Source organism: uncultured Ruegeria sp. (assembly GCF_947489545.1).
In the GTDB taxonomy this organism is placed as follows: Bacteria; Pseudomonadota; Alphaproteobacteria; order Rhodobacterales; family Rhodobacteraceae; genus Ruegeria.
In genome coordinates this window covers 65,865-92,521 of the sequence record NZ_CANLDZ010000014.1, presented here as the reverse complement: position 1 = coordinate 92,521, position 26,657 = coordinate 65,865, and the positions used below count along the sequence as shown (strand labels likewise).

At 58.9% G+C, this 26,657-nt stretch carries 21 protein-coding genes; 13 read left to right on the top strand and 8 right to left on the bottom strand.

The window, feature by feature from the left end:
- The first annotated feature begins 105 nt into the window (after positions 1 to 105).
- From Q1B13_RS17980 to Q1B13_RS17955, 6 genes are all read left to right on the top strand, one after another.
- Positions 106 to 1,344 (top strand): aspartate kinase, encoded by a 1,239-nt coding sequence (locus Q1B13_RS17980; protein WP_299082754.1) that lies wholly within the window; start codon positions 106 to 108, stop codon positions 1,342 to 1,344.
- A gap of 46 nt (positions 1,345 to 1,390) precedes the next feature.
- The gene (gene ptsP, locus Q1B13_RS17975; RefSeq protein WP_299082752.1) at positions 1,391 to 3,634 is read left to right on the top strand and encodes a phosphoenolpyruvate--protein phosphotransferase; all 2,244 of its coding nucleotides are present in this window, start codon (positions 1,391 to 1,393) and stop codon (positions 3,632 to 3,634) included.
- A 161-nt stretch (positions 3,635 to 3,795) separates the two neighbouring features.
- The gene (gene zwf / locus Q1B13_RS17970; protein ID WP_299082750.1) at positions 3,796 to 5,241 is read left to right on the top strand and encodes a glucose-6-phosphate dehydrogenase; all 1,446 of its coding nucleotides are present in this window, start codon (positions 3,796 to 3,798) and stop codon (positions 5,239 to 5,241) included.
- A gap of 2 nt (positions 5,242 to 5,243) precedes the next feature.
- Positions 5,244 to 7,049 carry a phosphogluconate dehydratase gene (gene edd, locus Q1B13_RS17965; RefSeq protein ID WP_299082748.1) on the top strand — a complete coding sequence of 602 codons (1,806 nt, stop codon included), beginning with the start codon at positions 5,244 to 5,246 and terminating at the stop codon, positions 7,047 to 7,049.
- 5 nt (positions 7,050 to 7,054) lie between these two features.
- Positions 7,055 to 7,690, top strand: coding sequence for a bifunctional 4-hydroxy-2-oxoglutarate aldolase/2-dehydro-3-deoxy-phosphogluconate aldolase (locus tag Q1B13_RS17960; RefSeq protein WP_299082746.1), 636 nt, complete (start codon positions 7,055 to 7,057; stop codon positions 7,688 to 7,690).
- Positions 7,691 to 7,741: 51 nt separating this feature from the next.
- Positions 7,742 to 8,938 carry an aminotransferase class V-fold PLP-dependent enzyme gene (locus Q1B13_RS17955; protein WP_299082745.1) on the top strand — a complete coding sequence of 399 codons (1,197 nt, stop codon included), beginning with the start codon at positions 7,742 to 7,744 and terminating at the stop codon, positions 8,936 to 8,938.
- A 105-nt stretch (positions 8,939 to 9,043) separates the two neighbouring features.
- Here Q1B13_RS17955 and Q1B13_RS17950 read toward each other — a convergent pair whose 3' ends face one another.
- On the bottom strand, positions 9,044 to 10,156 hold the full coding sequence (locus tag Q1B13_RS17950; RefSeq protein ID WP_299082743.1) for a pyridoxal phosphate-dependent aminotransferase: 1,113 nt from the start codon (positions 10,154 to 10,156) through the stop codon (positions 9,044 to 9,046).
- A gap of 93 nt (positions 10,157 to 10,249) precedes the next feature.
- On the opposite strand from Q1B13_RS17950, the gene Q1B13_RS17945 reads away from it, so the two are divergent.
- The 3 genes from Q1B13_RS17945 (at position 10,250) to Q1B13_RS17935 (ending at position 12,536) form a co-directional block, all read left to right on the top strand.
- Entirely contained in the window at positions 10,250 to 11,320 is a 1,071-nt protein-coding gene (locus Q1B13_RS17945; protein ID WP_299082741.1) for an SMP-30/gluconolactonase/LRE family protein, read from the top strand.
- A gap of 65 nt (positions 11,321 to 11,385) precedes the next feature.
- Positions 11,386 to 12,168 (top strand): crotonase/enoyl-CoA hydratase family protein, encoded by a 783-nt coding sequence (locus Q1B13_RS17940; protein WP_299082739.1) that lies wholly within the window; start codon positions 11,386 to 11,388, stop codon positions 12,166 to 12,168.
- Positions 12,165 to 12,536, top strand: a complete 372-nt coding sequence (locus Q1B13_RS17935) for a VOC family protein (protein ID WP_299082737.1) — start codon at positions 12,165 to 12,167, stop codon at positions 12,534 to 12,536. The genes Q1B13_RS17940 and Q1B13_RS17935 overlap by 4 nt, the downstream gene beginning before the upstream one ends.
- Positions 12,537 to 12,642: 106 nt before the next feature.
- Here the strand turns inward: Q1B13_RS17935 and Q1B13_RS17930 are convergent, their stop codons facing one another.
- The 3 genes from Q1B13_RS17930 to Q1B13_RS17920 all read right to left on the bottom strand — a co-directional run bounded on the left by Q1B13_RS17930 (position 12,643) and on the right by Q1B13_RS17920 (position 17,836).
- Positions 12,643 to 13,848: a benzoate/H(+) symporter BenE family transporter gene (locus Q1B13_RS17930; RefSeq protein ID WP_299800141.1), complete on the bottom strand. Its 1,206-nt coding sequence runs from the start codon at positions 13,846 to 13,848 to the stop codon at positions 12,643 to 12,645.
- A gap of 97 nt (positions 13,849 to 13,945) precedes the next feature.
- Positions 13,946 to 17,026 carry a valine--tRNA ligase gene (locus tag Q1B13_RS17925; protein WP_299082733.1) on the bottom strand — a complete coding sequence of 1,027 codons (3,081 nt, stop codon included), beginning with the start codon at positions 17,024 to 17,026 and terminating at the stop codon, positions 13,946 to 13,948.
- Positions 17,027 to 17,107: 81 nt separating this feature from the next.
- Positions 17,108 to 17,836 carry a dienelactone hydrolase family protein gene (locus Q1B13_RS17920; protein WP_299082731.1) on the bottom strand — a complete coding sequence of 243 codons (729 nt, stop codon included), beginning with the start codon at positions 17,834 to 17,836 and terminating at the stop codon, positions 17,108 to 17,110.
- A 114-nt stretch (positions 17,837 to 17,950) separates the two neighbouring features.
- Here Q1B13_RS17920 and Q1B13_RS17915 point away from each other — a divergent pair, with 114 nt between their 5' ends.
- Together Q1B13_RS17915 and Q1B13_RS17910 are read left to right on the top strand one after the other, a co-directional pair.
- A complete protein-coding gene (locus tag Q1B13_RS17915; protein WP_299082729.1) occupies positions 17,951 to 20,242 on the top strand; it encodes a xanthine dehydrogenase family protein molybdopterin-binding subunit in 2,292 nt (763 codons plus the stop codon).
- Positions 20,220 to 21,296, top strand: a complete 1,077-nt coding sequence (locus Q1B13_RS17910; protein WP_299082727.1) for a DUF2235 domain-containing protein — start codon at positions 20,220 to 20,222, stop codon at positions 21,294 to 21,296. The genes Q1B13_RS17915 and Q1B13_RS17910 overlap by 23 nt, the downstream gene beginning before the upstream one ends.
- 3 nt (positions 21,297 to 21,299) lie before the next feature.
- Here the strand turns inward: Q1B13_RS17910 and Q1B13_RS17905 are convergent, their stop codons facing one another.
- From Q1B13_RS17905 to Q1B13_RS17895, 3 genes are read right to left on the bottom strand one after another with little or no spacing between them, the layout of a single operon-like run.
- Positions 21,300 to 22,070, bottom strand: coding sequence for a hypothetical protein (locus tag Q1B13_RS17905; RefSeq protein WP_299800138.1), 771 nt, complete (start codon positions 22,068 to 22,070; stop codon positions 21,300 to 21,302).
- Positions 22,051 to 22,695, bottom strand: coding sequence for an NUDIX hydrolase (locus Q1B13_RS17900; protein ID WP_299082723.1), 645 nt, complete (start codon positions 22,693 to 22,695; stop codon positions 22,051 to 22,053). The genes Q1B13_RS17905 and Q1B13_RS17900 overlap by 20 nt, the downstream gene beginning before the upstream one ends.
- A gap of 5 nt (positions 22,696 to 22,700) precedes the next feature.
- The gene (locus tag Q1B13_RS17895; RefSeq protein WP_010441710.1) at positions 22,701 to 23,270 is read right to left on the bottom strand and encodes a GcrA family cell cycle regulator; all 570 of its coding nucleotides are present in this window, start codon (positions 23,268 to 23,270) and stop codon (positions 22,701 to 22,703) included.
- A 127-nt stretch (positions 23,271 to 23,397) separates the two neighbouring features.
- Here Q1B13_RS17895 and Q1B13_RS17890 point away from each other — a divergent pair, with 127 nt between their 5' ends.
- On the top strand, positions 23,398 to 24,201 hold the full coding sequence (locus Q1B13_RS17890; RefSeq protein WP_299082721.1) for an ABC transporter permease: 804 nt from the start codon (positions 23,398 to 23,400) through the stop codon (positions 24,199 to 24,201).
- Between the two features lie 27 nt (positions 24,202 to 24,228).
- On the opposite strand, the gene Q1B13_RS17885 is transcribed toward Q1B13_RS17890, so the two are convergent.
- On the bottom strand, positions 24,229 to 25,107 hold the full coding sequence (locus Q1B13_RS17885; RefSeq protein WP_299082719.1) for a DMT family transporter: 879 nt from the start codon (positions 25,105 to 25,107) through the stop codon (positions 24,229 to 24,231).
- A 300-nt stretch (positions 25,108 to 25,407) separates the two neighbouring features.
- Between Q1B13_RS17885 and Q1B13_RS17880 the strand changes: the two genes are divergently transcribed.
- Positions 25,408 to 26,595 carry an aspartate aminotransferase family protein gene (locus tag Q1B13_RS17880; protein ID WP_299082717.1) on the top strand — a complete coding sequence of 396 codons (1,188 nt, stop codon included), beginning with the start codon at positions 25,408 to 25,410 and terminating at the stop codon, positions 26,593 to 26,595.
- Positions 26,596 to 26,657: the final 62 nt, after the last annotated feature.

Here is a 26,657-nt window from a genome sequence, read left to right as displayed (position 1 = left end):
CGGCCCTGCGCTGCAGGCGGGCCCTGTTTGCGCCCTTGCCCTTGCGGGTCCCCTCGCATAAGACGCACGGGACCAGAAATCCAAGGCGCGGAGACACTTGCCCCCATGCCCGTACTCGTGATGAAATTCGGTGGCACATCGGTTGCCAATCTTGACCGCATCCGCCGCGCGGCCAAACGCGTTGGCGTCGAAGTGGCCAAGGGATATGACGTTATCGTCATCGTTTCGGCGATGTCGGGCAAGACGAACGAGCTAGTGGGATGGGTAAACGAAACATCACCCTTGTTCGACGCGCGCGAATATGATGCGGTCGTATCTTCGGGCGAAAACGTGACCGCCGGTCTGATGGCTCTGACGCTTCAGGAGATGGACGTGCCCGCACGCAGCTGGCAAGGCTGGCAGGTACCGTTACTGACCACCAGCGCTCACAGCCAGGCGCGGATCGAAGAAATTCCGACGGAGAATATCAGCCAGAAATTCGACGAAGGCATGAAGGTGGCTGTGGTGGCCGGTTTTCAGGGTCTCAGCCCCGAAGGCCGTATCACCACGCTGGGCCGGGGTGGGTCGGACACCACAGCCGTCGCGTTTGCGGCCGCATTTGGGGCCGATCGTTGCGATATCTATACCGATGTGGATGGCGTCTATACCACGGACCCGCGCATCTGCGAAAAGGCCCGCAAGCTGGACCGGATCGCATTCGAAGAAATGCTCGAACTGGCCTCGCTGGGGGCCAAAGTGCTGCAGACCCGCTCTGTCGAACTTGCGATGCGCAACAAGGTGAAACTGCGTGTTCTTTCAAGTTTTGAAGAACAATCCGATGAGGCCGGGACACTGGTCTGCGACGAGGAGGATATTATGGAATCCAATGTTGTGGCCGGTGTGGCCTATTCCCGCGACGAAGCCAAAATGACCGCCGTGTCGGTGGCCGACCGTCCGGGCATCGCTTCGATCATTTTTACGGCGCTCAGCGATGCGGGCGTCAATGTGGACATGATCGTGCAGAACATCTCGGACGAAGGGCGCACTGATATGACCTTTTCCTGCCCGACTGATCAGGTGGTACGGGCAGAGCAGGCGCTAACAGGTATCAAGGACAGCGGCGAGTTGAATTTTGCCGAACTGGTTGCCGACGAAGATGTCTGCAAGGTCTCGGTTGTGGGCATTGGCATGCGCTCGCAATCAGGTGTGGCGGCGAAAATGTTCAAGGTGCTCTCGGATGAGGGTATTAACATTAAGGTCATTACAACCTCTGAGATAAAAATTTCCGTCCTAGTGGATCGGAAATACATGGAACTTGCGGTTCAGGCACTGCATGATGCCTTTGAACTGGACAAGGCGGCCTGAGCATCTCAGCCAAGGATCTCGCCTAACACACTAAATTGGTTGGGCCATGGTGGACGGCACCGAAACAGAATCCCGCAAGCTGCTTGGGCGGTTACGCGAAGAGATGGCGAGCGAAGCCGCCGGTCAGGAACGGCTTGACCGGATAACGCATCTGATTGCCGACAGCATTCAACGCGAAGTCTGCTCGATTTATCTGTTCCGTGACGAAGACACGCTCGAACTATGCGCGACCGAGGGCCTGTCTCCGGAATCGGTGCACAAAACCCGCTTGCGTCTGGGCGAAGGGCTTGTGGGTCGTGTCGCCAAGTCCGGCAAAGTGGTCAACACGGCCGATGCACCGTCGGCCAAGGGGTTTCGTTTCATGCCTGAGACCGGTGAGGAACGGTATTCGTCTTTCCTTGGTGTGCCGGTACAGCGTCTGGGTCAGAAGCTGGGCGTTCTTGTCGTTCAATCACGTGAAGCGCGCGAGTTTACTGCCGATGAGATTTACGCATTAGAAGTGGTTGCCATGGTCCTGGCCGAAATGGCCGAACTGGGCGCTTTTGTTGGTGAGGGTGCAGCTTTGTCGCCCCTTCACCAGCAATCTGTCTTGTTGCGCGGTGGCCCGGCACAGGAAGGATCGGCCGAAGGCCATGTCTGGCTGCACGAACCGCGCGTCGTTGTCACCAATCCCATTGCCGAAGATCCCCATCGTGAACGCGAACGTTTGACCGAGGCGGTCGAGGAACTGCGTGTTGGCGTCGACAAGATGCTGGAAATTTCTCAAGGGGGCGACAAGGACCAACTGAAGGTTCTGGAAGCTTATCGTATGTTCGCTAATTCCAAAGGCTGGATGCGCCGAATGGAAGAGGACATTGCGCTTGGCCTTAGCGCTGAGGCTGCGGTGGAAAAGGAACAGTCTCAGGCGCGTGCCCGCATGGGACAGGTTACAGATCCTTACCTGCGCGAGCGCTTGGCCGATCTGGATGACCTCAGCAATCGGCTTCTGCGCATTCTGACAGGGCAGGGCAAGACTGACAGTGCCGACTTGCCGCCAGACCCGATCCTGATCGCGCGAAACATCGGCCCTGGAGATTTGCTGGAATATGGCCGCTCGCTCAAAGGGATCGTGCTTGAAGAAGGCTCAGTCGGCAGTCATGCGACCATTGTGGCCCGCGCGCTGGCGATTCCGCTGGTGGTGCATGTGGGCCGGATCACGACCGAAGCCCTGAACGGGGATCATGTTCTGGTCGATGGTGATCAGGGAGTTGTGCATCTGCGGCCTGAGGATACCGTGGTCAGTGCCTTTCGCGACAAGATCGCCATGCAGGCCAAGGCGCAGGAACGCTATGCCTCGATCCGGGAAACGCCAACGGTCACGCAGGATGGATCACGGATCAACATGGTCATGAACGCCGGGTTGATGGCCGATCTGCCGTCTCTTGAAACATCAGGGGCCGAAGGGGTCGGATTGTTCCGGACCGAGCTGCAGTTCCTGGTGCGCAATAAGATGCCCAAGCGTTCCGAACTTGTGACGCAATATCAACGTGTTCTGGACGCGGCAGGGGAAAAACGTGTGGTCTTCCGCACGTTGGATATCGGGTCTGACAAGGTTCTGCCCTACATGAAGCACGTGGCCGAGCCGAACCCAGCTTTGGGCTGGCGTGCGATCCGCGTCGGTCTGGACAAACGCGGCGTGATGCGGATGCAATTGCAGGCATTGCTGCGCGCGGCAAACGGCCGTCCGCTGACCATCATGTTTCCGTTTGTGGCGCAGGCAGATGAATTTCGCGAGGCCCGATGGGAGGTCAACAAGACCATTGAACGCGAAAAGCGACTGGGTCATGCGCTTCCGGAAACGCTTGAGGTCGGCGCGATGTTGGAAACACCCTCATTGGGCTTTGCGCCGCAGAAGTTTTTTGATGAGGTGGATTTCATTTCCATTGGCGGCAACGATCTAAAGCAGTTTTTCTTCGCAGCCGATCGCGAAAACGAATTGGTGCGCCGCCGCTATGACACGCTCAATGTCAGCTTCCTCAGCTTCATTGAACGCGTTGTCGAACGCTGCGAAATCTCAGACACTCCGCTCAGTTTTTGCGGCGAAGACGCTGGTCGACCGGTTGAGGCGTTGTGTCTGGCCGCAATGGGCATTCGCTCACTGTCAATGCGCCCAGCGTCTATTGGTCCAGTCAAAAGCTTGCTTTTGCGGTCGAACTTGCAAGAGGTCCGCAAGATCATTGCCGATGCTCGCCATCGCGGTGAGCAATCCGTTCGACCTGCCGTAATGGAGTGGCTGCGCAATCAGGCCTGATCTGGAAAACAGCATCATCCGCGAAACTGTGCTTGATTTTTGCGCCTCTACTTTCTATTTACGCAGTGAATGTTAGCGATAACATGGCTTGCTTTGTGTGTTTCGCACCAGTGCAAACACCGTGGTAAGCTGACCGCAGTGACCTCAAAAGGAGCCTGGCGATGGTTTCACGCGTAATTCCGGTAGATCCGTTCGATCTGGTATTGTTCGGCGCAACCGGCGATTTGGCGCAACGCAAGATCCTGCCCGGCCTGTATCACCGCTTTGAAGTGGGGCAGATGCCGGACAAGGCGCGTATCATCGGCACCGCAAGGTCTGACATGGACAGCGACGGGTTCCGCGATCTGTTGCGGGCTTCGATGCAAAAGTTTGCGCCGAGTTTTAAAAAAGATACTCTCGATCGGTTCTTGAAACAGGTTGAATATGTACCAGTCGATGCGCTTGGTGATGCAGGATGGAGGGCCCTTGGTAAATCGCTTCGCGACGATGCCGTTCGGGCCTTTTACTTGTCGGTCGGCCCCAGCCTGTTTTCCGGCATTGCCCAACGTCTGAATGATCACGGAATGGCCACACCGGAAAGCCGTATCGTTGTTGAAAAACCATTTGGGCATGACCTGGCCTCGGCCAAGGCCTTGAACGAAGGGTTACGGGCCTGTTTCGAGGAGCATCAGATTTACCGGATTGATCATTATCTGGGCAAGGAAACCGTGCAGAACTTGATGGCGCTGCGTTTTGCCAATTCCCTGTTTGAACCATTGTGGAATTCGACCCATGTCGACCATGTTCAGATCACCGTGGCCGAAACCGTAGGTGTCGAAGGGCGGGGGTCGTATTACGACCAGTCCGGCGCGATGCGGGACATGATTCAGAACCACCTTGTGCAGCTGTTATGTCTGACGGCGATGGAACCGCCCTCTAAGTTCTCCTCGAATGCGGTTCGGGATGAAAAGGTCAAGGTGATCGAAGCGCTGGAACCCGTGGCGCAAGCTGACATCGCCCGCGGGCAATACCGGGCCGATAACGGCGAAGGCGGGTATGTTGATCATGTCGGCGACCCGGCTAGTCGCACCGAGAGTTACATCGCGCTCAAGGTTCATGTGGGCAACTGGCGTTGGGCCGGGGTGCCGTTTTATCTGCGCACCGGCAAGCGCCTGCGCGCCCGCGAATCCGAGATTGCGGTGTTCTTCCGCGACCCACCTCACACGATCTTTCCCAATGTCGGTCCATTGCATGGCAACGTGCTGGTGATCCGACTGCAACCGGACGAAGGTATCACCCTACGCACCACTATCAAAGAACCCGGGCAGGGCGGGTTCCGCCTGTCCGACGTTGCGCTGGACATGAGCTTTGCCGACGCGCTGGGTAACGACTCGCAATCCCCCGATGCCTATGAACGCCTGATCATGGACGTGATCCGTGGCGACCAGACCCTGTTCATGCGCGGGGATGAGGCCGAAGCCGCCTGGGCCTGGGTCGATCCCATCATTCATGGTTGGGAAGAGCGCGGCGACCGCCCGTCCCGCTATGATCAGGGCAGCTCTGGCCCGGAAGAAGCACTGATGCTGATGCATCGCGATGGTCGCCGCTGGCGCCAGATCGGAGGGTAATCATGGTTCATTCAGTCATTACCGACGTCACCCAGAGGATTATCGACCGCAGCGGGCCCTCACGCGGTCCGCATCTGGAGCGGATGGAACAGGCCAAGTCAAAAGGCCCTGCGCGCGCGCATCTGTCCTGCAGTGGTCAGGCCCATGCCTATGCTGGCGCGGGCGAAGATCAGCAGTCGATGGCGACCGGCACTGCAGGAAATCTGGGCATTGTAACGGCCTATAACGATATGCTCTCGGCACATCAGCCCTTTGAACGCTACCCTGGTCTGATCCGCGATGCGATTCGGGCCGCCGGAGGCACAGCGCAGGTCGCAGGCGGTGTGCCCGCCATGTGCGATGGCGTCACGCAGGGCGAGGCGGGGATGGAGCTTTCCCTGTTCTCCCGCGATGTGATCGCTCTGGCCACTGGTGTCGCACTTAGTCACAACACCTATGATGCTGCCGTGTTCCTCGGTGTCTGCGACAAAATCGTGCCCGGACTGGTGATCGGCGCTCAGGCCTTTGGTCATCTGCCTGCCGTTTTCCTGCCCGCTGGCCCGATGACCAGCGGACTGCCAAACGATGAAAAGGCCAAGATCCGCCAAAAATTCGCGGCAGGTGAGATCGGCCGAGAGGAATTGATGGCCGCGGAAATGGCCGCTTATCACGGCCCTGGCACGTGTACGTTCTACGGCACTGCCAACACCAACCAGATGCTGATGGAGTTCATGGGTCTACACCTGCCGGGCTCCAGCTTCATCAATCCCAACACGCCCCTGCGTGATGCACTGACCGAGGAAGGCGCTCGCCGTGCATTGTCCCTCAGCGCGCTGGGCAACAGCTATACCCCGGTTTACCAAGTCTTGGATGAACGTGCCTTTGTAAACGGTATCGTGGGTTTGATGGCTACGGGCGGTTCAACCAACTTGCTCATCCACCTCATCGCCATGGCGCGGGCAGGTGGTATCGTGCTGGATTGGCAAGATTTTTCCGACATTTCAGCGGTCGTACCGCTGGTGGCGCGGGTTTATCCCAATGGTCTGGCCGACGTGAACCATTTTCATGCAGCAGGTGGGCTGGGGTACACAATCGGAACGCTTCTCGAAGATGGCTTGCTGCATCCCGACACGCTGACGGTCGCCGGGCAGGGCCTGCACAATTACACCCAAGAACCCAAGCTGATCGAAGGTGAACTGGTCTGGCAGGATGGCGCAGGTCACAGCTTGAATGAAAAGATTATCCGCCCGGCCAAAGACCCGTTCCAGCCAACCGGAGGCCTGTCGCGCCTGACCGGCAATCTGGGAACTGGTGTGATGAAAGTCTCGGCCGTCGCCCCTGAACACCAGGTTGTCGAAGCACCTGTCCGCGTCTTCCACGATCAAGTTGAAGTCAAGGCCGCGTTCAAGGCTGGAGAATTCACCGATGATGTAATCGTAGTCGTCCGGTTCCAGGGCCCCAAGGCCAACGGCATGCCCGAGCTGCATTCGTTGACACCGATCCTGTCGATTCTTCAGGGCAGGGGGCAAAAGGTGGCTCTGGTTACCGATGGCCGCATGTCGGGCGCGTCCGGCAAGGTTCCTGCCGCGATCCATGTCTGTCCCGAGGCTTTGGATGGGGGGCCGATCGCCTATCTACAAGACGGTGATCTGTTGCGTGTTGATGCCGTGAACGGCGAGCTTGAAATCCTCACCGAAGGGGCTTTGGACCGAGCTCCTGCGACCGCCGATCTGTCGGCAAATCAGCACGGCATCGGGCGAGACCTGTTCACCCCTTTCCGCAACGCCGTCGGCTCGGCCGATAACGGTGCCAGCATATTCGGAGCCTGAGCCTCATGTCTGACAAAACCCAACGCACTCGCGAAATCTGTGCCCTTGCACCTATCGTTCCGGTCCTTGTGGTCGATGATGCATCCCAAGCGCGTCCGCTAGCCGAGGCATTGGTCGCCGGTGGCCTGCCCGCGCTCGAAGTTACGCTGCGCACACCCGCTGCGCTCGACGCTATTCGCGCGATGTCGCAGGTTCCGGGGGGAGTTGTTGGCGCAGGCACGCTGATCACGCCCGAAGATGTCCGTGCCGCCAAAGAGGCGGGCGCTCAGTTTGGCGTCTCGCCCGGTGCCACAGACGCGCTGATTGCGGCCTGTGAGGCTGAAGGCTTGCCCTTGCTGCCGGGCGCTGCTACCGCCAGCGAAGCCATGCGCCTGCTCGAACTTGGCTATGACATGCTGAAGTTTTTCCCAGCCGAAGCTTCAGGTGGCGCGCCCGCGCTGAAAGCGATTAGCGCACCGCTGCCGCAGATCAGCTTCTGCCCAACCGGTGGCGTATCACCATCGAACGCGCGCGACTATCTGACCTTGTCGAACGTGGTTTGCGCCGGAGGCAGTTGGGTCGCGCCCAAACAGATGGTCGAAGGTGGTGACTGGGCGGGTATAGAATCGCTGGCGCGTGAGGCGTCAAAGCTGACGGATTGACGCCGCCTTTAGCGACGCTAGGGTAGGGCTCAATTCAAACAGGTTGACCTCATGACAAACAAAACCACTCTCGCGCAGGGGCGCGAGTATCTGGCCATTCCCGGGCCCTCGGTCATGCCCGACGCCGTCTTGCAGGCGATGCACCGCCCGTCCCCCAACATCTATGATGGCGCATTGATCGAGATGATGCCCGCCCTGACCGCCGATCTGCGTCAGGTTGCCCGCACGCAGTGTGATGTGGCGATCTACATTGCCAACGGTCACGGCACGTGGGAGGCCGCGCTATCCAACGTGATCGCCCCCGGTGAAACCGTTCTGGCCCCGGCCTCGGGCCGCTTCACCCATGGTTGGGCCGAGATGGCCAAAGGCATCGGCGCCGAGGTCGAGATACTGGATTTCGGTACCGCTTCCCCGTGGGATTTTGACCGCATCGCCGAGGCGCTTCGGGCCGACACACACCGCCAGATCAAAGCCGTGCTTGCGGTGCATGTGGACACATCCAGTTCAATCCGTAACAACATTCCCGCGTTGCGTGCTCTGCTGGATGATCTGGATCATCCTGCGCTTTTGATGGCCGATTGCATTGCCTCGCTGGGTTGCGAGCGGTTCGAAATGGACGCCTGGGGCGTCGATGTTATGGTCACAGCCTGCCAGAAGGGGTTGATGACCCCGCCCGGTGTCGGATTTGTCTTTTTCAACGATAAGGCACAGGCCAAACGGGCGGCGATGCCGCGCGTGTCGCAATATTGGGACTGGCAGCCGCGCGCCAATCCCGAACTGTTCTACCAGTATTTCAATGGAACCGCTCCGACCCACCACTTGTACGGGCTACGCGCCGCATTGGATATGATCGGTGCAGAAGGGATCGAGAATGTCTGGTCCCGACACGAACATCTGGCCGCTGCGGTCTGGACAGCTTGCGAAATCTGGTCTGGCGAGGGGGCATTGCAGCTCAATGTCACTGACCGCGAATATCGCAGCCATGCTGTCACATCCCTGCGTCTGACCGAAGAACGCGGGACCTCCCTGCGCGACTTCACTGAAAATCAGTTGGGTCTAACGTTGGGGATCGGCCTTGGTATGGCGGATGCCGCAGGGTGTTTCCGCCTGGGCCATATGGGCCATGTAAACGGGCAGATGACTATGGCCATGCTGGGCGGCGTTGAAACGGCCATGGCTGCACTGAACATCCCACGGGGCTCAGGCGCACTGGATGCCGCTGCGGCCGTGTTGGCGGGACAAATCTAGCGGGAAGTAAAGACCCGCCCCCGCTTCATCTGGCTACAAATATCCTCGGGGGTGAATTGGCCTTAAGGCCAAGAGGGGGCAGACAGCCCCCTTAACCGTCATTACTCAGGCGTTGCCGGCGGCCACGGACAGCGCCACCGGCAGCGCAGCTGCAAAAGCATCCAAATCCGCCTCAGTGCCACAGCTCACCCGAATGCAGCGGTTTTGAGGGGCCGCAAACGGCATTCGCACAAAGACGCCCTGCGCGACCAGCGCATCTAAAACAGCCTTGGCAAACACCCCATCTCGTCCACAGTCGATGGCAACGAAATTGGTGGCCGAAGGCAAAGGCTGTAAACCGTTCTCCTCGGCAATCTTACCAATCCGCCTACGCGCCTGGCCGATCTTCTGCTGCACGTCGGCCAGCCAGGTCTGATCGCGCAATGCCGCCAACGCACCTGTCTGTGCCGCACGGTTCATCCCGAAATGATTGCGCACCTTATTGAAAGCCGAAATCAAGCTCGGCGCGCCAAGGGCATAACCGACCCGAGCACCCGCCATACCGTAACCTTTTGAAAAGGTGCGCATTCGGATCACGCGGAGATCATCCGCAGCGACCGGTGCCGCAGTGCCGTCCGGGGCGCATTCTACATAGGCTTCGTCCAGCACCATCAGGCAGCCCTCGGGCAAAGCGTCCAACGCCGCCACGATGTCCGCCCCGCGATGCCAGCTGCCCATGGGGTTGTCCGGATTTGCTAGGTAAACCAGTTTGGCGCCAACCTCAGCGGCTTTGGCAATCAGCGCAGTGGGGTCCTCTTGGTCATCGGAATAGGGAACTTTGTGCAAAATCCCGCCAAATCCTGCGACGTGATAGTTGAAGGTCGGGTAAGCACCGTCCGAGGTTACGACCGGATCCCCCGGACCCACGACCAGACGCACCAGATACCCCAGCAATCCATCGATCCCTTCGCCCACCACGATGTGGTCGGGCGTGACCTCGTGATGATCCGCCAGGGCATGGCGTAGATCGTGGTTCTCGGGGTCACCATACATCCAGATCTCACCTGCTGCCTGCTGCATCGCTTCGATCGCCCGTGGGGATGGGCCAAAAACACTTTCGTTGGCGCCAAGCCGCGCATCAAAGCGCGATCCGCGCAGGCGTTCCTGCGTTTCAGGACCCACGAAAGGGACGGTTGCGGGAAGGGATTGGGCAAGCGGGGTGTATCGGGGACCAGTCATGCGCGCACCTAATCGTAAGGCGGGCGGCGGGGCAAGCCTTGCACCCCCGGACATTCGCCGCCAGTGTGCAGGCAATTAAACAAAGAGGATTTCATGCGCTATTTCATCGGTCTCATTCTCATCGGCCTTGCCTATCTGTTGTTCTGGCCCATCCCTGTTGAACCAATCGCGTACGAGCCGCCCGAAACGCAAGGTTTCACTGGCGATTTCGCTGAGAACAATGCTCTGGATCGGCTGGACCTAATCTCTTTGCCGGGCGGAGAAATCGGCCCGGAAGATATCGCTGTCCTGCCAGATGGCAGCATCTACACCACCAGCCTGTCCGGCGTCCTTTACCGTATTGACGGCGCAGAACCGGTTGAAATCGATCAATTGGGCGGGCGGCCACTGGGCTTGAAACCCGGCCCTGACGGTGCGCTGTATATTGCCGACAGCTTTCGGGGCCTGATGCGCTGGAGCGGTCCGGGCACGCTGGAACCCGTGGTCTCGGATATCAACGGCGCCCCGGTCATCTATGCGAATCAACTGGACGTGGCACAGGATGGGACGGTCTATTTCTCGAACTCATCCGACCGGTTCGATCCCGAAACCATGGGCGGCACAAAGCCGACGTCTGTCATGACAATTTGGGAGCAATCAAACGCCGGCTATGTCGCAAAACACAGCCCCGATGGAACCACAGAAAAGATCGCCGAAGGGTTTGTCTATACGAACGGTGTCGCGCTGTCGCCGGAAGAGGACTTTCTGTTGGTCGCCGAAACTGGCCGGGCACGTGTCCATAAGCTTTGGCTCAATGGTCCAAAGGCGGGTCAGCAAGAGGTCCTACTCGACAATCTGCCAGGCTATCCGGACAATATCGAAGCTCAGGGCGATGGTACGTATTGGATGGCCTTTGCCAGCCCACGTGTGCCGGCCGAGGCGTTGATGCCGTACCCGTTTCTGCGCAAAATCATTTGGCGGCTGGGGCCGACGGTCCGGCCAGCCGCTATCCATCGTGGAATGATGGTGCAATTCTACGGGGACGGGACCATCCTTCAGACATTGCAAGATCCCGATGGTCGGTTGGGCATTACGACCGGCGGCAAGATCGCCGGGGACCAGTTCTATGTGATGACGCTGGATTCGCCCTGGTTCGGACGAATGCCTGTGGCCCAGATGCCCTGACGTCGCAGTAGAACTAAGCCCGTCTTTTGGGGCATGATTGCACAAACAAGCTTTGGGAGGCCTGCATGGCGCGCGTATCTGTCGAATACAAAGACCACATTGCTCACGTCACACTGACCCGTGGTGACAAGATGAACGCGCTGGATGATGCCATGATCAAAGCGATCCTGTCCGCCGGGCAAGAGGTTGCCGCCTCGGACGCCCGCGCGGTGGTGTTATCAGGCGAAGGCAAAAGCTTTTGCGCCGGGCTGGACATGGCCAGCTTTGCATCTGTGGCCCACAAGGACCCCACCGAATGGCTGATGGCTCGCAGCCACGAAGACGCTAATGAAATGCAGGAACTTGCGCTGGTCTGGCGACGCGTCCCGGTTCCGGTGATCTGTGCCATTCAGGGCGCGGCTTATGGCGGGGGGCTGCAAATCGCGCTGGGCGCTGATATTCGCATCGCCCATCCGGACAGCAAACTGGCGGTGATGGAGATGAAATGGGGCATTATCCCGGATATGGGTGGGATGCTTCTGCTGCCGCACCTTGTCCGCTCTGACGTGCTGCGCCTGTTGACCTACACGGCGCGCCCGATCGGTGCACAGCAGGCCGCAGACTGGGGATTGGTCACCAAGCTTTCGGATGACCCGCAAACCGAAGCATTGGCTCTGGCCGAAAACATTGCGAACCAAAGTCCCTCGGCCATCCGGGCCGCCAAGCGGCTGATCGACATTGCTGAAACTGAACCGCGCGCCGAAGTTCTACTAGCCGAATCCGCCGAGCAGGTGGAACTAATCGGTAAGCCGGATCAGATGGAGGTCGTGATGGCGCAGATGCAGGGCCGCACGCCCGAGTTCAAATGAATTCACCGCCCCTCACGCGGCTAATTTTGTACACAAAGCGTATCGATCAGACGGTGCGCTTTTACGAGACTCACTTTGGATACACGGCGTGCCAGATAGAAGGTGACCGGATCATCGAGTTGAAACCCGGATCGAGCGGGGCGCGTCTTCTGTTACACCCAGCAGGCAGAGGCGCACGCGAAGGTCAGGCTGCCGTTAAGCTGGTGTTCGACGTGGTGGATGTTCCGGCGTTTTGTGCTCAAGCGTTACGGAAAGGTTTGACGTTCGGGGCAATTCACCAGGCAGACAGCTATCAGTTCGCAAACGCAAAAGACCCGTCCGGAAATTCAGTTTCTGTTTCTAGCCGGGCGTTTGTGCCTCGCGAATAACGCAGTAAGATCCGCCAGACCCCGAGTATATTACCAATCTGCATCTCAAGAACTGTACTGCGCTCTTCCGGTTGGAGTGGGCTGTTCAGGGCAACGCTAAAATCAATTACCGCACCCGGTTCGATACCAAATAGGCAATTCCACCGGCCAGCAGACCCCAGACAGCTGCCCCAAGACCAAACACCGTGATCCCCGAGGCGGTGATCGCAAAGGTCAGCATCGCGGCTTCGCGCTCTGCTGGAACTTCAAGCGCCGCAAAGATCGAATTGGCCAACACACCGATCAGCGCAACCCCTGCCAATGTTCCCATCAACAGCGGGTCGGCATGGGCGGCAAAGCCTGTGATCGCCACGGCAAAGACGCCGAACAGGCAGTAGAACACACCGCCCATGATCGCGGACCAATAGCGCAGGGCAGGGTCAGGGTGGCTGTCTTCATTGGAGCACATCGCAGCGGTGATCGCGGCAAGGCAGGTGGCGGGTGCGCCGAACGGAGCCGATAAAAGGCTGGCTCCGCCGACGGCTGAAAACAGCCTGCCTGTAGCCGGTGCATAGCCAAAGCTGCGCATGACGGCGATGCCGGGGATGTTCTGAGTTGCCATCGTAACGATAAACAGCGGCACGCCGATCCCGATGGCCGAGGACAGTGTGAATGTCGGGGGTGTCCAGATCGGGGCCGCCACCAGACGCTCGGGCATGATCGTTGCGCCCCCTGCGTTGAGAATAACGACTATTGCTGCCGCGATGACCGCAGCGGGAACCGCAAATAGTCGATTGAACCGTCCGGCAATGAACCATGTCAGGATCACAGGCAGCGCCTGCCAGGGTATCTCAACCGCTGCTTTGAAAGGTAGAATGCAAAGAGGCATCAGCACCCCGGCCAGCATCGCCTGCGCCAGCGTCGTGGGGATTGCCGCGGCCAGCCGCCCCAACGGCTTCCACAGCCCGGCCATGACTGTCAGCGCACCGGCACACAGGAAGGCTCCGATGGCGCCCGAGAACCCCTCGGCTGGCGCCGCTGAGACCGCCAGCAGGGCAACACCGGGCGTTGACCACGCCACGCTGATCGGCAGCCTGTACCAAAGGCTTAGAACGACGGCTGCCAGACCCATGGCAATGGCCGCACTCATCAGGCCCGAGGCGGCTTCGGACGGTGACGCACCCATCGCGCCCAACCCCTGCAGGACAATGGGGAAGGAACTGAAAAAGCCCACAACCGCCACTACCAGCCCGGTTGAGACGGTTTGCATCGGAGGAAAGGTCTGCGCCATCACGCCCTCGAAACTGCCACCCGCACTTGCTAACAATCGCAAGCTGTCAGAAACAAGGTCAAAAGCGTCAGGGGAACAGAAAACCCCGCCAGCAAAAGCGGCGGGGTTTGGAATTTGTGTACTTGGAAAAAGATGAAGATCAGGCGATTTCAGCCAGACGGGCCAGCGCTTCGTTCAGCTTTGCCTCTTCCTCTTCGCGCGCGGCGAGGTTGGCTTTGGCTTCCGCCACAACCTCTTCCGGGGCCGAAGCCACGAATTTCGGGTTGTTCAGACGACCGCGCAGACCGCCGAGTTCCTTAGCCAGCTTGCCCTTGGCTTTCTCCAGCCGTTCCTTTTCGGCACCGATATCGATGATATCCGCCAGCGGCAGGCCGAAGGATGCGCCGGGTGCGGCGATCGAAATGGTGCCTTTGGGCAACTCATCTGCTTTTGTCAGACTATCGATCCGCGCCAGTCGTTTGATCAGCGCTTCATTGCGGTCCCAAGCGGCTTGGCCATTGCCGTCGATCTCGGTCACGAGCATCGGCACATAGAGGCCAGCGGGAACCCGCATCTGCGCGCGGGCCGAGCGGGTGTTTTCGATCACCGAAATCACCCAGTTCATCTCACGATCCGCATCCGGGTCGATCAGGTCGGCAGCGGCGTAGGTCGGCCAGTCTGCGTGGACGACCATTTTCGCGCGGCTGCCGGTCAGGCCCCAGAGTTCTTCGGTGACGAAGGGCATGATCGGGTGCAGCAACACCATGCACTGATCCAGAACCCAGCGCATGGTGGCGCGGGTCTCGGCCTGTGCCTCGGCATCATCGCCTTGCAGCAGCGGTTTCGACAGCTCCACATACCAGTCGCAGACCTTGCCCCAGACAAAGGCGTAAAGCCCGTTCGCCGCGTCGTTGAAGCGATAGCTTTCCAATGCAGCGTCGACTTCTTCCCGCACGCGGGCAGTTTCGCCGATGATCCAGCGGTTCACGGCGGCCTTGGGTTTCAGATCGACGACATCCAGTTGCGGCACGGCATCGGTGAAGACCTCGTTCATCTCGGCAAAGCGGACGGCGTTCCACAGTTTGGTGCCGAAGTTGCGATAGCCGGTGATGCGTTCGCGGGACAGTTTCAGCACGCCACCAATTGCTGCCATCGAGGCGTTGGTAAAGCGCAGCGCGTCGGCGCCGAACTCGTCCACGATCTCAAGCGGGTCGATGACGTTGCCGGTGGTCTTGGACATCTTCTTGCCCTTCTCGTCGCGGACGAGCTGGTGCAGGTAGACGGTGTGGAACGGGATCTGATCGACCACGGCCAGCTGCATCATCATCATCCGGGCAACCCAGAAGAACAGGATGTCGAAGCCGGTGATCAGAACGTCCGTGGGGAAGTAGCGTTCCAGCTCCTCGGTCTGCTCGGGCCAGCCCAGCGTGCCGATGGGCCAGAGGCCGGAGGAGAACCATGTGTCGAGGACGTCGGGGTCGCGCCACAAAGCAACGGGAAGCATGTATCCAGCTTCGTCGCCAATGTCGTGAGCATGGCCTGCGTCCTGTGCTTCGCCAACCCATCTAGCATCCGGTCCAGCGTTTGCGCAGTAATACTCCATCGCCTTTGACTTAGCTTCGTCGAGCGTCGGCGCACAGAAATGTACTGGGTTGAGGTAGTCGAACTCCCAACCATTTACGTCTTCGTCGGAAATGTCGACTACGCGCGGCCCATACCAAACAGGTATCTGATGCCCCCACCACAGCTGACGCGAAATGCACCAGGGCTCGATGTTTTCCAGCCAGTGGTAATAGGTCTTCTCGCCCGACTCGGGGATGATCTTGACCGTACCATCCTTGACTGCGTCCAGAGCGGGTCCAACGACCTTTTCGGCGTCCACGAACCATTGGTCGGTGAACATCGGCTCGATCACCACTTTCGAGCGGTCGCCAAAGGGCTGCATGATCGGTTTGCTCTCGACCAGCGGCACCAGCGCCGCGGGATCATCATCCTCACCCAGTTTGGTGCCCAAAACCGGATTGTCCGCGCGCGTCATCACGGCCAGACCGTCGGCGGTGATCTCTTCAACGACCTTGGCACGCGCCTCAAACCGGTCGAGGCCGCGCAGGTGATCGGGGATCAGGTTGATCGCGTCGATCTCGCTCTCGGTGAAGTCCTTACCACGGGCATATTCCTGCGCCTTGTCGGCCTCTTCGGCGTAAGGCGCGCCATCAGCCCGCATCGCGCCGCGCGTGTCCATCAGGCGATACATCGGAATACCGCCGCGCTTGGCGACCATGTTGTCGTTGAAGTCATGCGCGCCGGTGATCTTCACCGCGCCCGAACCAAAATCGGGGTCGGGATAGTCATCGATGATGATCGGAATCTGACGGCGATGCTCTTTCGGGCCAACCGGAATTTCACACAGTTTCCCAATGATTGGCGCATAACGTTCATCTGACGGATGAACCGCAACCGCGCCGTCACCCAACATGGTTTCGGGGCGCGTCGTTGCGATAGAGATGTAATCCCGTTCTTCACGGAAAATCACATTCCCATCTTCATCTTTTTCCAAATACTCATATGTCTCACCACCGGCCAAGGGGTACTTGAAGTGCCACATATGCCCGGCGACTTCGATATTCTCGACCTCAAGGTCCGAGATCGCGGTTTCGAAATGCGGGTCCCAATTGACCAGCCGTTTGCCACGATAGATCAGGCCTTTTTCGTACATCTCCACGAAGACTTTAATGACCGCGTCATGGAAGTTCGCCGAGTTCTCGTGGCCTGTGCGCGGGTCACCCGGCGCGCCCGCCATGGTAAAAGCGTTGCGCGACCAGTCGCAGCTGGCGCCCAGACGCTTGAGCTGTTCGATGATCGTGCCGCCGTATTCGCCCTTCCATTCCCAGACTTTCTCAAGGAATTTCTCGCGCCCAAGTTCCCGCCGACCTTCGTTGCCTTGCGCCGCCAGCATCTTTTCCACCTGCATCTGCGTGGCGATGCCCGCATGGTCCTGACCGGGCTGCCACAGCGTGTCGAACCCGCGCATCCGGTGCCAGCGGATGAGAACATCCTGAAGCGTGTTGTTGAACGCGTGCCCCACATGCAATGCGCCCGTCACATTGGGCGGCGGGATCATGATGGTAAAGCTTTCGTCGCGTGAGCGGTTCGCGCCTGCCTTGAAGGCTCCGGCCTGTTCCCAGGCCTTATAGATACGGGCCTCGGCGTCAGCCGCGTTGAATGTCTTTTCCATCGCCATAGGATGCGTCCTGCGTCAACAAATTCGGGTCAGCGCCTGCAATAGCGAATGGTTGCGGGAAGGGGAAGGGCGACTATGCGCTCAGGTCATCCCAAAGCGCGCTTTGAAATACGTGTCGACCTTCTGATAGGCAGGTTCGTGGAAATGCAGCGTCAACAGGGAATGACCCTTTCCGGGGAATTCGACCGTTTGCACCAGCCCACCAAACGCGTTTTCCAGCGCATGCATCAACCGCTGAGGCGACATCTTGTCTTCGGCATATCGCATGGCCAGGGCGGGGCCTTTCGCGGTCATGCCTGACGAGGCTTCACCGATGTCATGTTTGCTCATATGCAGCTTGTCACCGCCCAGCAGCGGCAAGGCAGGCTGGCTGGCCACGCCACCCAGCACCGCATCCTCGGCCATCAGGGTCAGGGCGAAACTGCCCGTCAGACACATGCCGATAACGCCCACACCCTTGCTGCCTTCGCGATCTCGGATGTCGCGGGTCAGCGCCCGCATCCATCCTGATATCGGGCTTTCGCGACCTTTCAGAAACATATTGATCTCACGCCGGACGCAAAACAGGCGGGCAAAGTTCTTTGCGGTTTCTGTTTTGCCAAAGGTGCCAAACAGATGTGGCAGATACACCCGAAAACCGGACGCATTCAGTCGCTGCGCAAGTTCAAGCGTCTCGGTGCCGATCCCCGGCAATTCCTGCAGGATCATGATGGGGGGACCTTCGCCGCCAACGTAAACGTCATGGGTGGTCTCAATCCCCGTGGTCAGGGGGGCGGTGAACGGGAAAACGGTATCATGTGTCCAGGTCATAGGGCTCAGGCTAGCCCAACTGGATGCCTAGGGAAACGAATTTCCCGGCCTGCGTCTGGACATCCCAATCGCGCGGGCTAGGCTCGCCCAAAGATCGTGCAGAAGGGGTGCCCCGTGGAGAAATTCGGTAAAAGCCAACCTGTAAAACGGACCGAAGATCAACGGTTTCTGACCGGGCAAGGCCACTATATGGATGACGATGTGCCGGAAGATGCTCTGTTCGCGGCCTTTTTTCGCAGCACGGTGGCTCATGGCGAAATCACCTCTCTAGATCTCGATGCCGCACGTGCTGCAGAAGGTGTGCGGCTGGTCATGACGCTGGAGGATCTGGTTGAGGCCGGCATCGATACGGTTTTGAATGCCGCTATTGTCGACAACCGCGACGGAACAAAAGCGGCGGCCCCCGATCGCCATATGCTGGCCGACAAACGTGTTCGGTTCGTGGGCGAACCCGTGGCCGTGGTGATCGCTGAAACGCAAGTTCAGGCGCAGGATGCGGTGGAACAGATCTGGATGGACACACAAGACCTGCCCGCCAAACTCGATCTGGCAGCAGGCGGGGAACCTTTGCATCGCGAGGCTCCCGATAATCGCGCCTTTGACTGGGGCATGGGTGATGAGGCTGCGACCGAGGCAGCATTTCAATCGGCTGCCCATACCGTGGCGCTGAACGTGTTGGACAACCGAGTGATCATCAACTCGATCGAACCGCGTGGCTGTCAGGCCAATTGGGCAGATGGGCGACTGCACTTTGCCTACGGCGGGCAAGGTGTCTGGGCGATGCGGGCGCAGCTGTCCCAGAAGTTGGGGATTGATCTCGGAGACATCCGGGTCACGACCCCTGATGTTGGCGGGGGGTTTGGCATGAAGGTGATGCCGTATCCCGAATACTTCTCGGTCGCCGTTGCAGCGATGAAACTGGGCCAACCCGTTCACTGGATGTCGGATCGGTCCGAGGCGATGATGTCCGACCATCATGGTCGCGATCTGACCTCGCTAGCCGAGCTGGCGTTTGACGAAGACCACAAGATCACGGCCTACCGGGTTCACAGCAAATGCAACCTGGGCGCATATAACAGCCATTTTGGGCAGGCGATCCAGACCAACCTGTTCAGCAAGGTTCTGATGGGTGTTTACGACGTCCAGACCACCTATTTGCGCGTTGAAGGGATTTACACCAACACCACACAGGTCGATGCCTATCGGGGCGCGGGTCGGCCCGAGGCGATCTATGTCCTGGAACGCGTGATTGACCGGGCGGCGCGCGAACTGGATGTCGATCCATGGAAGTTGCGGCGTAAGAATTTCATCAGACCCGACGCCTTCCCTTACAACACGGCGACAGACGAAACCTACGATGTGGGTGACTTTCATATGGTTCTTGGCCTTGCTGGGGATCAGACACAAGGGTTCCAGGCCCGCAAAGCCGAAGACGCCGAGCGTGGCCTGATCCGTGGGCAGGGCCTGTGTTACTATATCGAAAGTATTTTGGGAGACCCTTCTGAAAACGCCAAAGTGGAGTTTTGTGAGGATGGAACGGTGAACCTGTGTGTCGGGACACAATCGAACGGGCAGGGCCATGAAACGGTCTATGCCCAGTTCCTGTCTGACCAGACCGGCATACCCGTCGATCGGGTCACCATCGTGCAGGGCGACAGTGATCGGCTGACACATGGGGGCGGCACGGGTGGATCCCGTTCGGTGACGGTTCAAAGTACTGCGACGCTAGTGACAATCGACAAAATGATTGCCGCATTCATGCCCTACCTTGCGGATAAGATGGGGGTCGAGGAAAATGATATGACCTTCGACCATGAGACCTTCCGCGCGTCTGGATCAAACCTGACGCCCACCTTGACCGAAGCCGCCGATATGGCGCGCGCCGATGGCCGTACCGACCTGCTGCAGCACGAGGCGCGTGCGAACCTGGATGCGCGCAGCTATCCGAACGGGGCACATGTTGCCGAAGTCGTGATTGATTCTTACACCGGTGAGGTGGCAGTGGATCGCTATATCGTCGTGGATGATTTTGGCAATCTTATCAATCCAATGCTGGCCGAAGGACAGGTCCATGGCGGGGTGGTTCAGGGCATCGGTCAGGCCTTGCAGGAACGGGTTGTGCATGATGCAGATGGACAACTGCTCACGGCTTCGTTCATGGATTACGCCTTGCCCCGCGCTGCCGACGTACCCATGATTAAGTTTACCTCGGCGCCGGTTCCGTCGACCTCGAATCCGATGGGAATGAAAGGCTGTGGTGAGGCCGGGACCGTCGGTGCGTTGGCTGCGGTGGCAAATGCGGTTCAGGATGCGCTCTGGGATTATGGGGTGCGACAGGCGGACATGCCTTTTACACCACACAAAGTATGGGAATTGCTGAATAATGGTTCTGTCTCGGCTAAGTAGAAAGGTTCTGGGATGGCTTGGGCGGCCGCTGCGGTCCGAGCGTTCACCCGAGACGCGGCATCGCGAACCGGTCAGCCATGTGATCATCCTTGATGGCACGATGTCCACGCTCGAACCCGGCTTTGAAACACATGCCGGTCAAACCCTGCGTCTGAGTTGTGAGATGGGCAGTAAAGTCTCGGTTTTTTATGAATCCGGGGTGCAGTGGGAAAGCTGGAAGTCCTCGCTCGACGTAATGATGGGGCGTGGAATCAACCGACAGATCCGCCGCGCCTATGGGTATCTGGCCTCCCGCTACAAACCCGGCGACCGGATTTACTTCTTCGGCTATTCTCGTGGGGCTTATGGTGTTCGTAGCTTGGCTGGCGTCATCGATATGATTGGCTTGCTCAAGGCTGACCACGCGACAGAACGCAACATCAAGCAGGCTTATCGGCACTATGAATGCAACACGGGCAGCGCGGCGGCTCTCGAATTCCGTCGTCGGTTCTGCCATGAGGATGTGGCGATCGAGATGGTTGGTGTCTGGGACACGGTCAAGGCGCTTGGCCTTCGCCTGCCGCTGCTGTGGCGCTGGGCCGAGGGACGCCATGCCTTTCACAACCACCAATTGGGCCCTGCGACGCGTCACGGGTATCACGCCATGGCCTTGGATGAGACCCGCGAGGTTTACGAGCCAGTGCTTTGGACTTGTACGCCGGATTTCCAGGGCCATGTCGAACAGGTCTGGTTTCGTGGGACCCATGGCGATGTCGGTGGGCAACTGAACGGGTTCGAAAACGCCCGCCCGCTCAGCAACATTTCCCTGATCTGGATGCTGGACAAGGCGGAACGGCATGGCCTTCCGCTGCCCGAAGGCTGGCGCGACCGCTTTCCAACCTCGGCAGCCGCACCTTCCGTTGGAACTTGGCGGGGCTGGGGCAAGATTTTCCTGCTGCGCAAACACCGAAAAATGGGTCGGGACCGTTCAGAAAAGCTGCATGTTTCGGTCTCACCCGATGAATTGCCCCGTTGGGTCCCAATGCCGGATCTGCCGTCGCACCCGGCGCAGTAGAAGTCAATTTGGAACGCAGACGTTACTGACAGGTTCGAATAGTAAGTTCGGGCGAGCTACTAGATCGAACCGCCATCTTCTGGGAGACCAGTTGTAGAACTTCTGACCTTCAAGGTGATCGACAATCATCAGACCGTGAAAGAACCATTCCGACGTGGATTTGTAACCGGTCTTCTCAGTATAAAATGAGAATCCACGCAGTTCGTGCAGTGTTTCGACCGGGGAATTCCGCGAATGATGGGCAATGCAGTATGTCGATCCATCGGCAATAAAACGTGCCTGGCCTAGGATCATCGGAACGGTCATAAGGCTCCAGAGCGCGGCGATTGTCGACACCGATATCCCGAGTTTCGCCACACGTGAAGGCCGGGGCTTTCCATCGTCCCCTGACCAAATAAGTATGCTGGAGGCGACGGCAATGGTCAGGGTTAGGCCATGCAATATCTGCGTGTCCGAAAACAGTGAAAAGACTCCAACAGCAAGCGTCAAACAGAGGCCAGCGGCAACCAATAGAAAAGTGAACAACTTTGCGAAAACCGACGGAATCTGACGCGACCCAACTTGGGTCAGGAGGGCAATAAGCGCGGGCAGGCTCGGTGCGACCCAAGTTGCAAGATACAATCCAACGAAAAAAGGTGGAGGGGTATTCCCAACCAGATTAGGGGTGAACAACGATTGATCCAGCGGCTGCATATAGGCCGCGAAGATCAAAACTGCATAGGTGCAGAACAACACTTTGGGTTTCAGCAGGCGATCAATCAAAGCAGGTTTCAACTGGTACTGATCGCTGCGCTTCGAGCGCAGCTTCAATATCACGTGCCAAGTTTCGCGTTAGTGATAAGTCCGGCAACGCGTCGAGTGCAAAAAACGCAACTTCGCTTGTTTCTGTCCCGGTCTGCGGAACATTTGCGCCCACTTCGTCACATAGAAAGAACAGCTTGTAGAAATCCCGCGCATCTGCCGGGTAGGGATGCCGCGCCTTATGCCGCAGCGCGTATAGGTGTCGCGCTCGGACACGCAGCCCGGCCTCTTCCCAAACTTCGCGTTCAATGTTTTCTGCTGGAGAGCTGCCGATATCTGCGAATCCGCCCGGCATTGCCCACTTCCCGTCGCTCCGCTCGCGCACCAGCAAGATACGCCCATCCTTGATCAACGCGCCGCGAATATCGATGCTGGGCGTGGCATAGCCACCTGCGTGTTCGGAAATCAGCCCGTCGATCCGCGACAGGGGCACACGGCCCAGATCGGCCAGCATGGCACGCGCCATCTGGGCAATCTCGTCATAGCGTTCGCGATCAAAAGGGTCTTTGGTGAAGTGCTGGCCGGTCTCGGCCAGCGCTAGCAATCGTTTTGCCCGGGCCAGCCAGGTATCCTCCATCGCTGTCGGATCCTGGCGCATCGGCCTTAGCGCCGCCGGTCGCGGCGAGAGCTCATCGGTTGGAAGGCAACGCCCACATGCGCCTCGCAATAGGGCTTGCCGGCCTCAACGGGCAGGCCGCAGAACCAGAAATCCTCGGTCGCCGGGTCACCGACAGGCCACTTGCAGGTTTTCTCGGTCAGTTCCATCAGCGTCAGCTTCTTGGCCTTTTTCTCGATCTCATTAACCTTGGCTAAGGCTTCGGGGCTGATTTCGTTGGCCGAGGGCTGTGGCGGCAGGGGCTGACCGGCCGGAATGATCTGGCGGCGGGCGGGAATGGCCGGTTTCGCTTCGGGCGCCGGGGCAGGCCGCGCCGGTTCGGTCTTGGGCGCAGGCTTTGGTTTCGCCTCGGCTTTGGGTGCGGGCGCCGGTTTCTCTTTCGGCTCGGCCTTGGCCGGGCTTGCGCCGGTGGCCCGGTTCGACAGGCCCAGACGGTGCACTTTGCCGATCACCGCATTGCGGGTCACACCGCCCAGTTCCTTGGCGATCTGGCTGGCCGACTGGCCCTCGCCCCACATTTTCTTCAGCAGTTCTACGCGCTCGTCAGTCCAGGACATCGGTTGCCTTTCAAAAGCGGGAAAGCGGCCCCGGATTCGGGCCGCCTTCGGAATTCGTCTCAGCCCCCTATTCTAAACACTGCGGCCCGAGTTACAAGCAGTCTTCGAATCAGTTTGGGGGCAGAAGATGCATATTCTCACCGATCAGTCAGAGCGTCGGTTCGGCGCGGTCAACTGGATGGGTCTCTATACGCTGGCTCAGCGCGAAACACTGCGTTTTCTGTCGGTCTGGACTCAGACCCTGATGGCGCCTTTGGTGACGGCCGGTTTGTTCCTGCTGATTTTCAATATTGCCATCGGGCCCAGCCGACCCGATGTGATGGGTGTGCCATTCCTGATCTTTCTGGCCCCGGGCATCATGATGATGACCGTGATCCAGAACGCCTTTGCCAACACGTCGTCGTCCATGGTGATTGCTAAGGTTCAGGGCAACATCGTTGACACGCTGATGCCACCTCTGTCGCCACTCGAAATCCTGTTGGGCTATCTGGCGGGTGGTGTTGCGCGCGGCGTGCTGATCGCCTGCGTCGTGGCCATCGCTTTGGCGTTGGTTCTTGGAGTGGTGCCGCAACACCCCTTGATCGCGCTGATCTTTGTCATTTTGGGCGGTGCGTTCATGGGCGCGCTTGGGCTATTTGCAGGAATCTTTGCCAACAAGTTTGACCAGATGGCAGCGATCACCAATTTCATCGTCACCCCCTTGGCCTTCCTCTCCGGCACGTTTTACTCGGTCGAGGCCCTGCCGCCGCTGTTGAACCGGATCAGCCACGCAAACCCGGTTTTCTATCTGATCGACGGGTTGCGCTATGGAATGATCGGTGTTTCAGACAGCGCACCTTTGCTGGGGTTTGCAGTCTGCAGCGGTGCCACCATTTTTGTATGCGCTGTCACGTGGCAAATGCTGCGCACTGGCTACCGGCTCAAGGCCTAGACACATTCGGAACTGGCCAGCCGTCCGCTACCTGATGCGGGCCTCACGCCAAACGAGGATCAGGCCGCCGGTCAGAATAATCGCTGACCCCACGATGCTGATGACATCCGGGATTACGCCGAAAATAACAAAATCATAAAGCGCCGCAAAGATCAGCGTTGCATAGCTGATCGGTGCGACAAAGGACGCATCGGCCCGCGCCATGCCGTTGACGAAACAGGCCTGCGCGCAGGCCATCAGCACCCCGATACCCGCCAGCGCTGCCCATTGAGCGAGCGTCGGCATCTGAAACACGAAACTCACTGCGACGGTGGCAATAGCCAACCCCATCGCGTTATTGACCAGCAGGATCTGGATCGGAATTTCCCGGCCCGACAGCTTTTTGATAAAAATCAGCTCCATCCCAATCACCACCGCAGCCGTCAGCGCTAGCAGCGCCGCGGGCTGAAAGCTGTCTGGTGTCGGCCTCAGCAAGATAAGCGCACCGGCTAGGGCCACGGCTGCGGCCAGCCATCGCCAAGGGCCAACCCCCTCTTTCAGCAGCGGGATAGCCAGTAGCATCGCAAAAACCGGGTTCAGAAAGGAGATCGCTGTGGCATCCGCCATCGGAATGAACGCAACCGAGGCAAAAATCAGCGTAATTCCCAGCCAGCCAAAACTTGTCCTCCCGATATGCAGCCCCCAATGTGGGCGCCGTAGCGTTGGGCGCAGTACCGCAACCGCGCAGAGGATCACTAAAAACGCAAACATGAAACGGCCATGGCTGATTTGCATCGGATGCAATGGCGGGCCTAATGTGTCCGTTCCCAATGCTTTGGCCAAGAGCGTGGTGCTGGCCAGAAACGCACTGGCGACAAAGATGAGCAATGCGGCAAGGGGCGGATTATGGCTTTTTGGAACAAACATGCGCAAGCGGTGCGGCAGTGCGTTGCAAATGGCAAGCCGAAAAACATGCGCCGCGACGCCTCAGCGGTTTATTTGCATTAAACAAAATTCGGGGTTTCCAGATTGTGCGCACCCCGCTATACGGCCTGCATGATCAAACTCGCATATATCCTGCGCCTCCGACGCCGACGCTTTACCGCGTAACCGGCCCGTTTGATCCATTTGCGCCGCCCAATTGGCGCAAACTCCACCAAATCAGTTGACGAACCCGGCCTCAGTGTATCAGTCACGAGGTCAAACCTACCTGAAAAGGATGATCCGATGATCCCGTCCGTTCTGCCGACCTATAACCGCGCGCCCCTGACATTTGTGAAGGGCGAAGGCGCCTGGCTGACCGAAGCAGACGGCCGACGTTTTCTGGACCTCGGCGCCGGCATCGCGGTGAACGCGCTGGGTCATGCGCATCCGGCGTTGGTCGCGGCGCTGACGGAACAGGCGCATGCGCTATGGCATGTGTCGAACCTTTACAATATCCCGCAGCAGCAGGCGCTGGCTGATAAGCTGGTGGAACACACCTTTGCCGACACTGTATTCTTTACCAACTCGGGTACGGAAACCTGCGAATTGGCTGTGAAAATGGCCCGCAAGTATTTCTATGACAAGGACCAGACCGAGCGGGTCGAGATCATCACCTTTAACGGCTCGTTTCACGGCCGCTCCTCAGCCGGTATCGCCGCCGCCGGGTCCGAGAAGATGACCAAGGGGTTCGGCCCTCTGTTGCCAGGTTTTGTCCATCTGGCCTTTGGTGACCTTGATGGCGTCACCAACGCCATCACCGACCAGACCGCCGCAATCCTGATCGAACCCATCCAAGGCGAAGGCGGCATTCGCCCCGTCCCTGACGCCGAACTCAAAGCCCTGCGCCAGATTTGTGATGATAACGGGCTGTTGCTGATCCTCGACGAGGTGCAATGCGGTGTTGGTCGGACAGGCAAGCTGTTTGCTCATGAATGGGCCGGCATCACACCAGATATCATGATGGTTGCAAAAGGCATTGGCGGAGGGTTCCCGCTCGGTGCAGTGCTGGCCACCGAAGACGCCGCCAGCGGAATGACCGCAGGCACACACGGCTCGACCTATGGCGGCAATCCATTGGGTTGTGCCGTGGGCAGCGCCGTGCTGGATCAGGTCGCTACACCTGCCTTCCTCGAAGGTGTGAACCGCAAAGCGGGCTTGTTCCGCCAAAAACTCGAAGGCCTGATTGCGGATCACCCCGAGGTGTTCGAAGAGGTCCGCGGTGCGGGCCTCATGCTGGGTCTCAAATGCAATGCACCCAACCTGGATGTGGTCAACGCCGGCTATGAAAACAAGGTCATCGTCGTCCCTGCGGCCGACAACGTGATCCGCTTGCTGCCGCCGCTGACACTAACCGAAGATGACATCGCGCAAGCTGTGATCCGCCTCGACAAAGCCGCGACTCAGGTCGAGGCCACTCTCGAAATCGCCTGATCTTCACCTTTTCTGAAATACTCCGGGGCCCCGGGGGCAGCGCCCCCGGCCGTCGATAGACA

What these genes read in the sequence shown, in the direction of transcription:
- ptsP (WP_299082752.1), top strand. Translation starts at nt 1,391, where the DNA reads ATGGTGGACGGCACCGAAACAGAATCCCGCAAGCTGCTTGGGCGGTTA.
- Q1B13_RS17940 (WP_299082739.1), top strand. Translation starts at nt 11,386, where the DNA reads ATGGCGCGCGTATCTGTCGAATACAAAGACCACATTGCTCACGTCACA.
- zwf (WP_299082750.1), top strand. Translation starts at nt 3,796, where the DNA reads ATGGTTTCACGCGTAATTCCGGTAGATCCGTTCGATCTGGTATTGTTC.
- Q1B13_RS17950 (WP_299082743.1), bottom strand. Translation starts at nt 10,156, where the DNA reads ATGACTGGTCCCCGATACACCCCGCTTGCCCAATCCCTTCCCGCAACC.
- Q1B13_RS17920 (WP_299082731.1), bottom strand. Translation starts at nt 17,836, where the DNA reads ATGACCTGGACACATGATACCGTTTTCCCGTTCACCGCCCCCCTGACC.
- Q1B13_RS17890 (WP_299082721.1), top strand. Translation starts at nt 23,398, where the DNA reads ATGCATATTCTCACCGATCAGTCAGAGCGTCGGTTCGGCGCGGTCAAC.
- Q1B13_RS17910 (WP_299082727.1), top strand. Translation starts at nt 20,220, where the DNA reads ATGGTTCTGTCTCGGCTAAGTAGAAAGGTTCTGGGATGGCTTGGGCGG.
- Q1B13_RS17925 (WP_299082733.1), bottom strand. Translation starts at nt 17,026, where the DNA reads ATGGCGATGGAAAAGACATTCAACGCGGCTGACGCCGAGGCCCGTATC.
- Q1B13_RS17880 (WP_299082717.1), top strand. Translation starts at nt 25,408, where the DNA reads ATGATCCCGTCCGTTCTGCCGACCTATAACCGCGCGCCCCTGACATTT.
- Q1B13_RS17960 (WP_299082746.1), top strand. Translation starts at nt 7,055, where the DNA reads ATGTCTGACAAAACCCAACGCACTCGCGAAATCTGTGCCCTTGCACCT.
- Q1B13_RS17885 (WP_299082719.1), bottom strand. Translation starts at nt 25,107, where the DNA reads ATGTTTGTTCCAAAAAGCCATAATCCGCCCCTTGCCGCATTGCTCATC.
- Q1B13_RS17935 (WP_299082737.1), top strand. Translation starts at nt 12,165, where the DNA reads ATGAATTCACCGCCCCTCACGCGGCTAATTTTGTACACAAAGCGTATC.
- Q1B13_RS17895 (WP_010441710.1), bottom strand. Translation starts at nt 23,270, where the DNA reads ATGTCCTGGACTGACGAGCGCGTAGAACTGCTGAAGAAAATGTGGGGC.
- Q1B13_RS17955 (WP_299082745.1), top strand. Translation starts at nt 7,742, where the DNA reads ATGACAAACAAAACCACTCTCGCGCAGGGGCGCGAGTATCTGGCCATT.
- Q1B13_RS17900 (WP_299082723.1), bottom strand. Translation starts at nt 22,695, where the DNA reads ATGCGCCAGGATCCGACAGCGATGGAGGATACCTGGCTGGCCCGGGCA.
- Q1B13_RS17945 (WP_299082741.1), top strand. Translation starts at nt 10,250, where the DNA reads ATGCGCTATTTCATCGGTCTCATTCTCATCGGCCTTGCCTATCTGTTG.
- Q1B13_RS17980 (WP_299082754.1), top strand. Translation starts at nt 106, where the DNA reads ATGCCCGTACTCGTGATGAAATTCGGTGGCACATCGGTTGCCAATCTT.
- edd (WP_299082748.1), top strand. Translation starts at nt 5,244, where the DNA reads ATGGTTCATTCAGTCATTACCGACGTCACCCAGAGGATTATCGACCGC.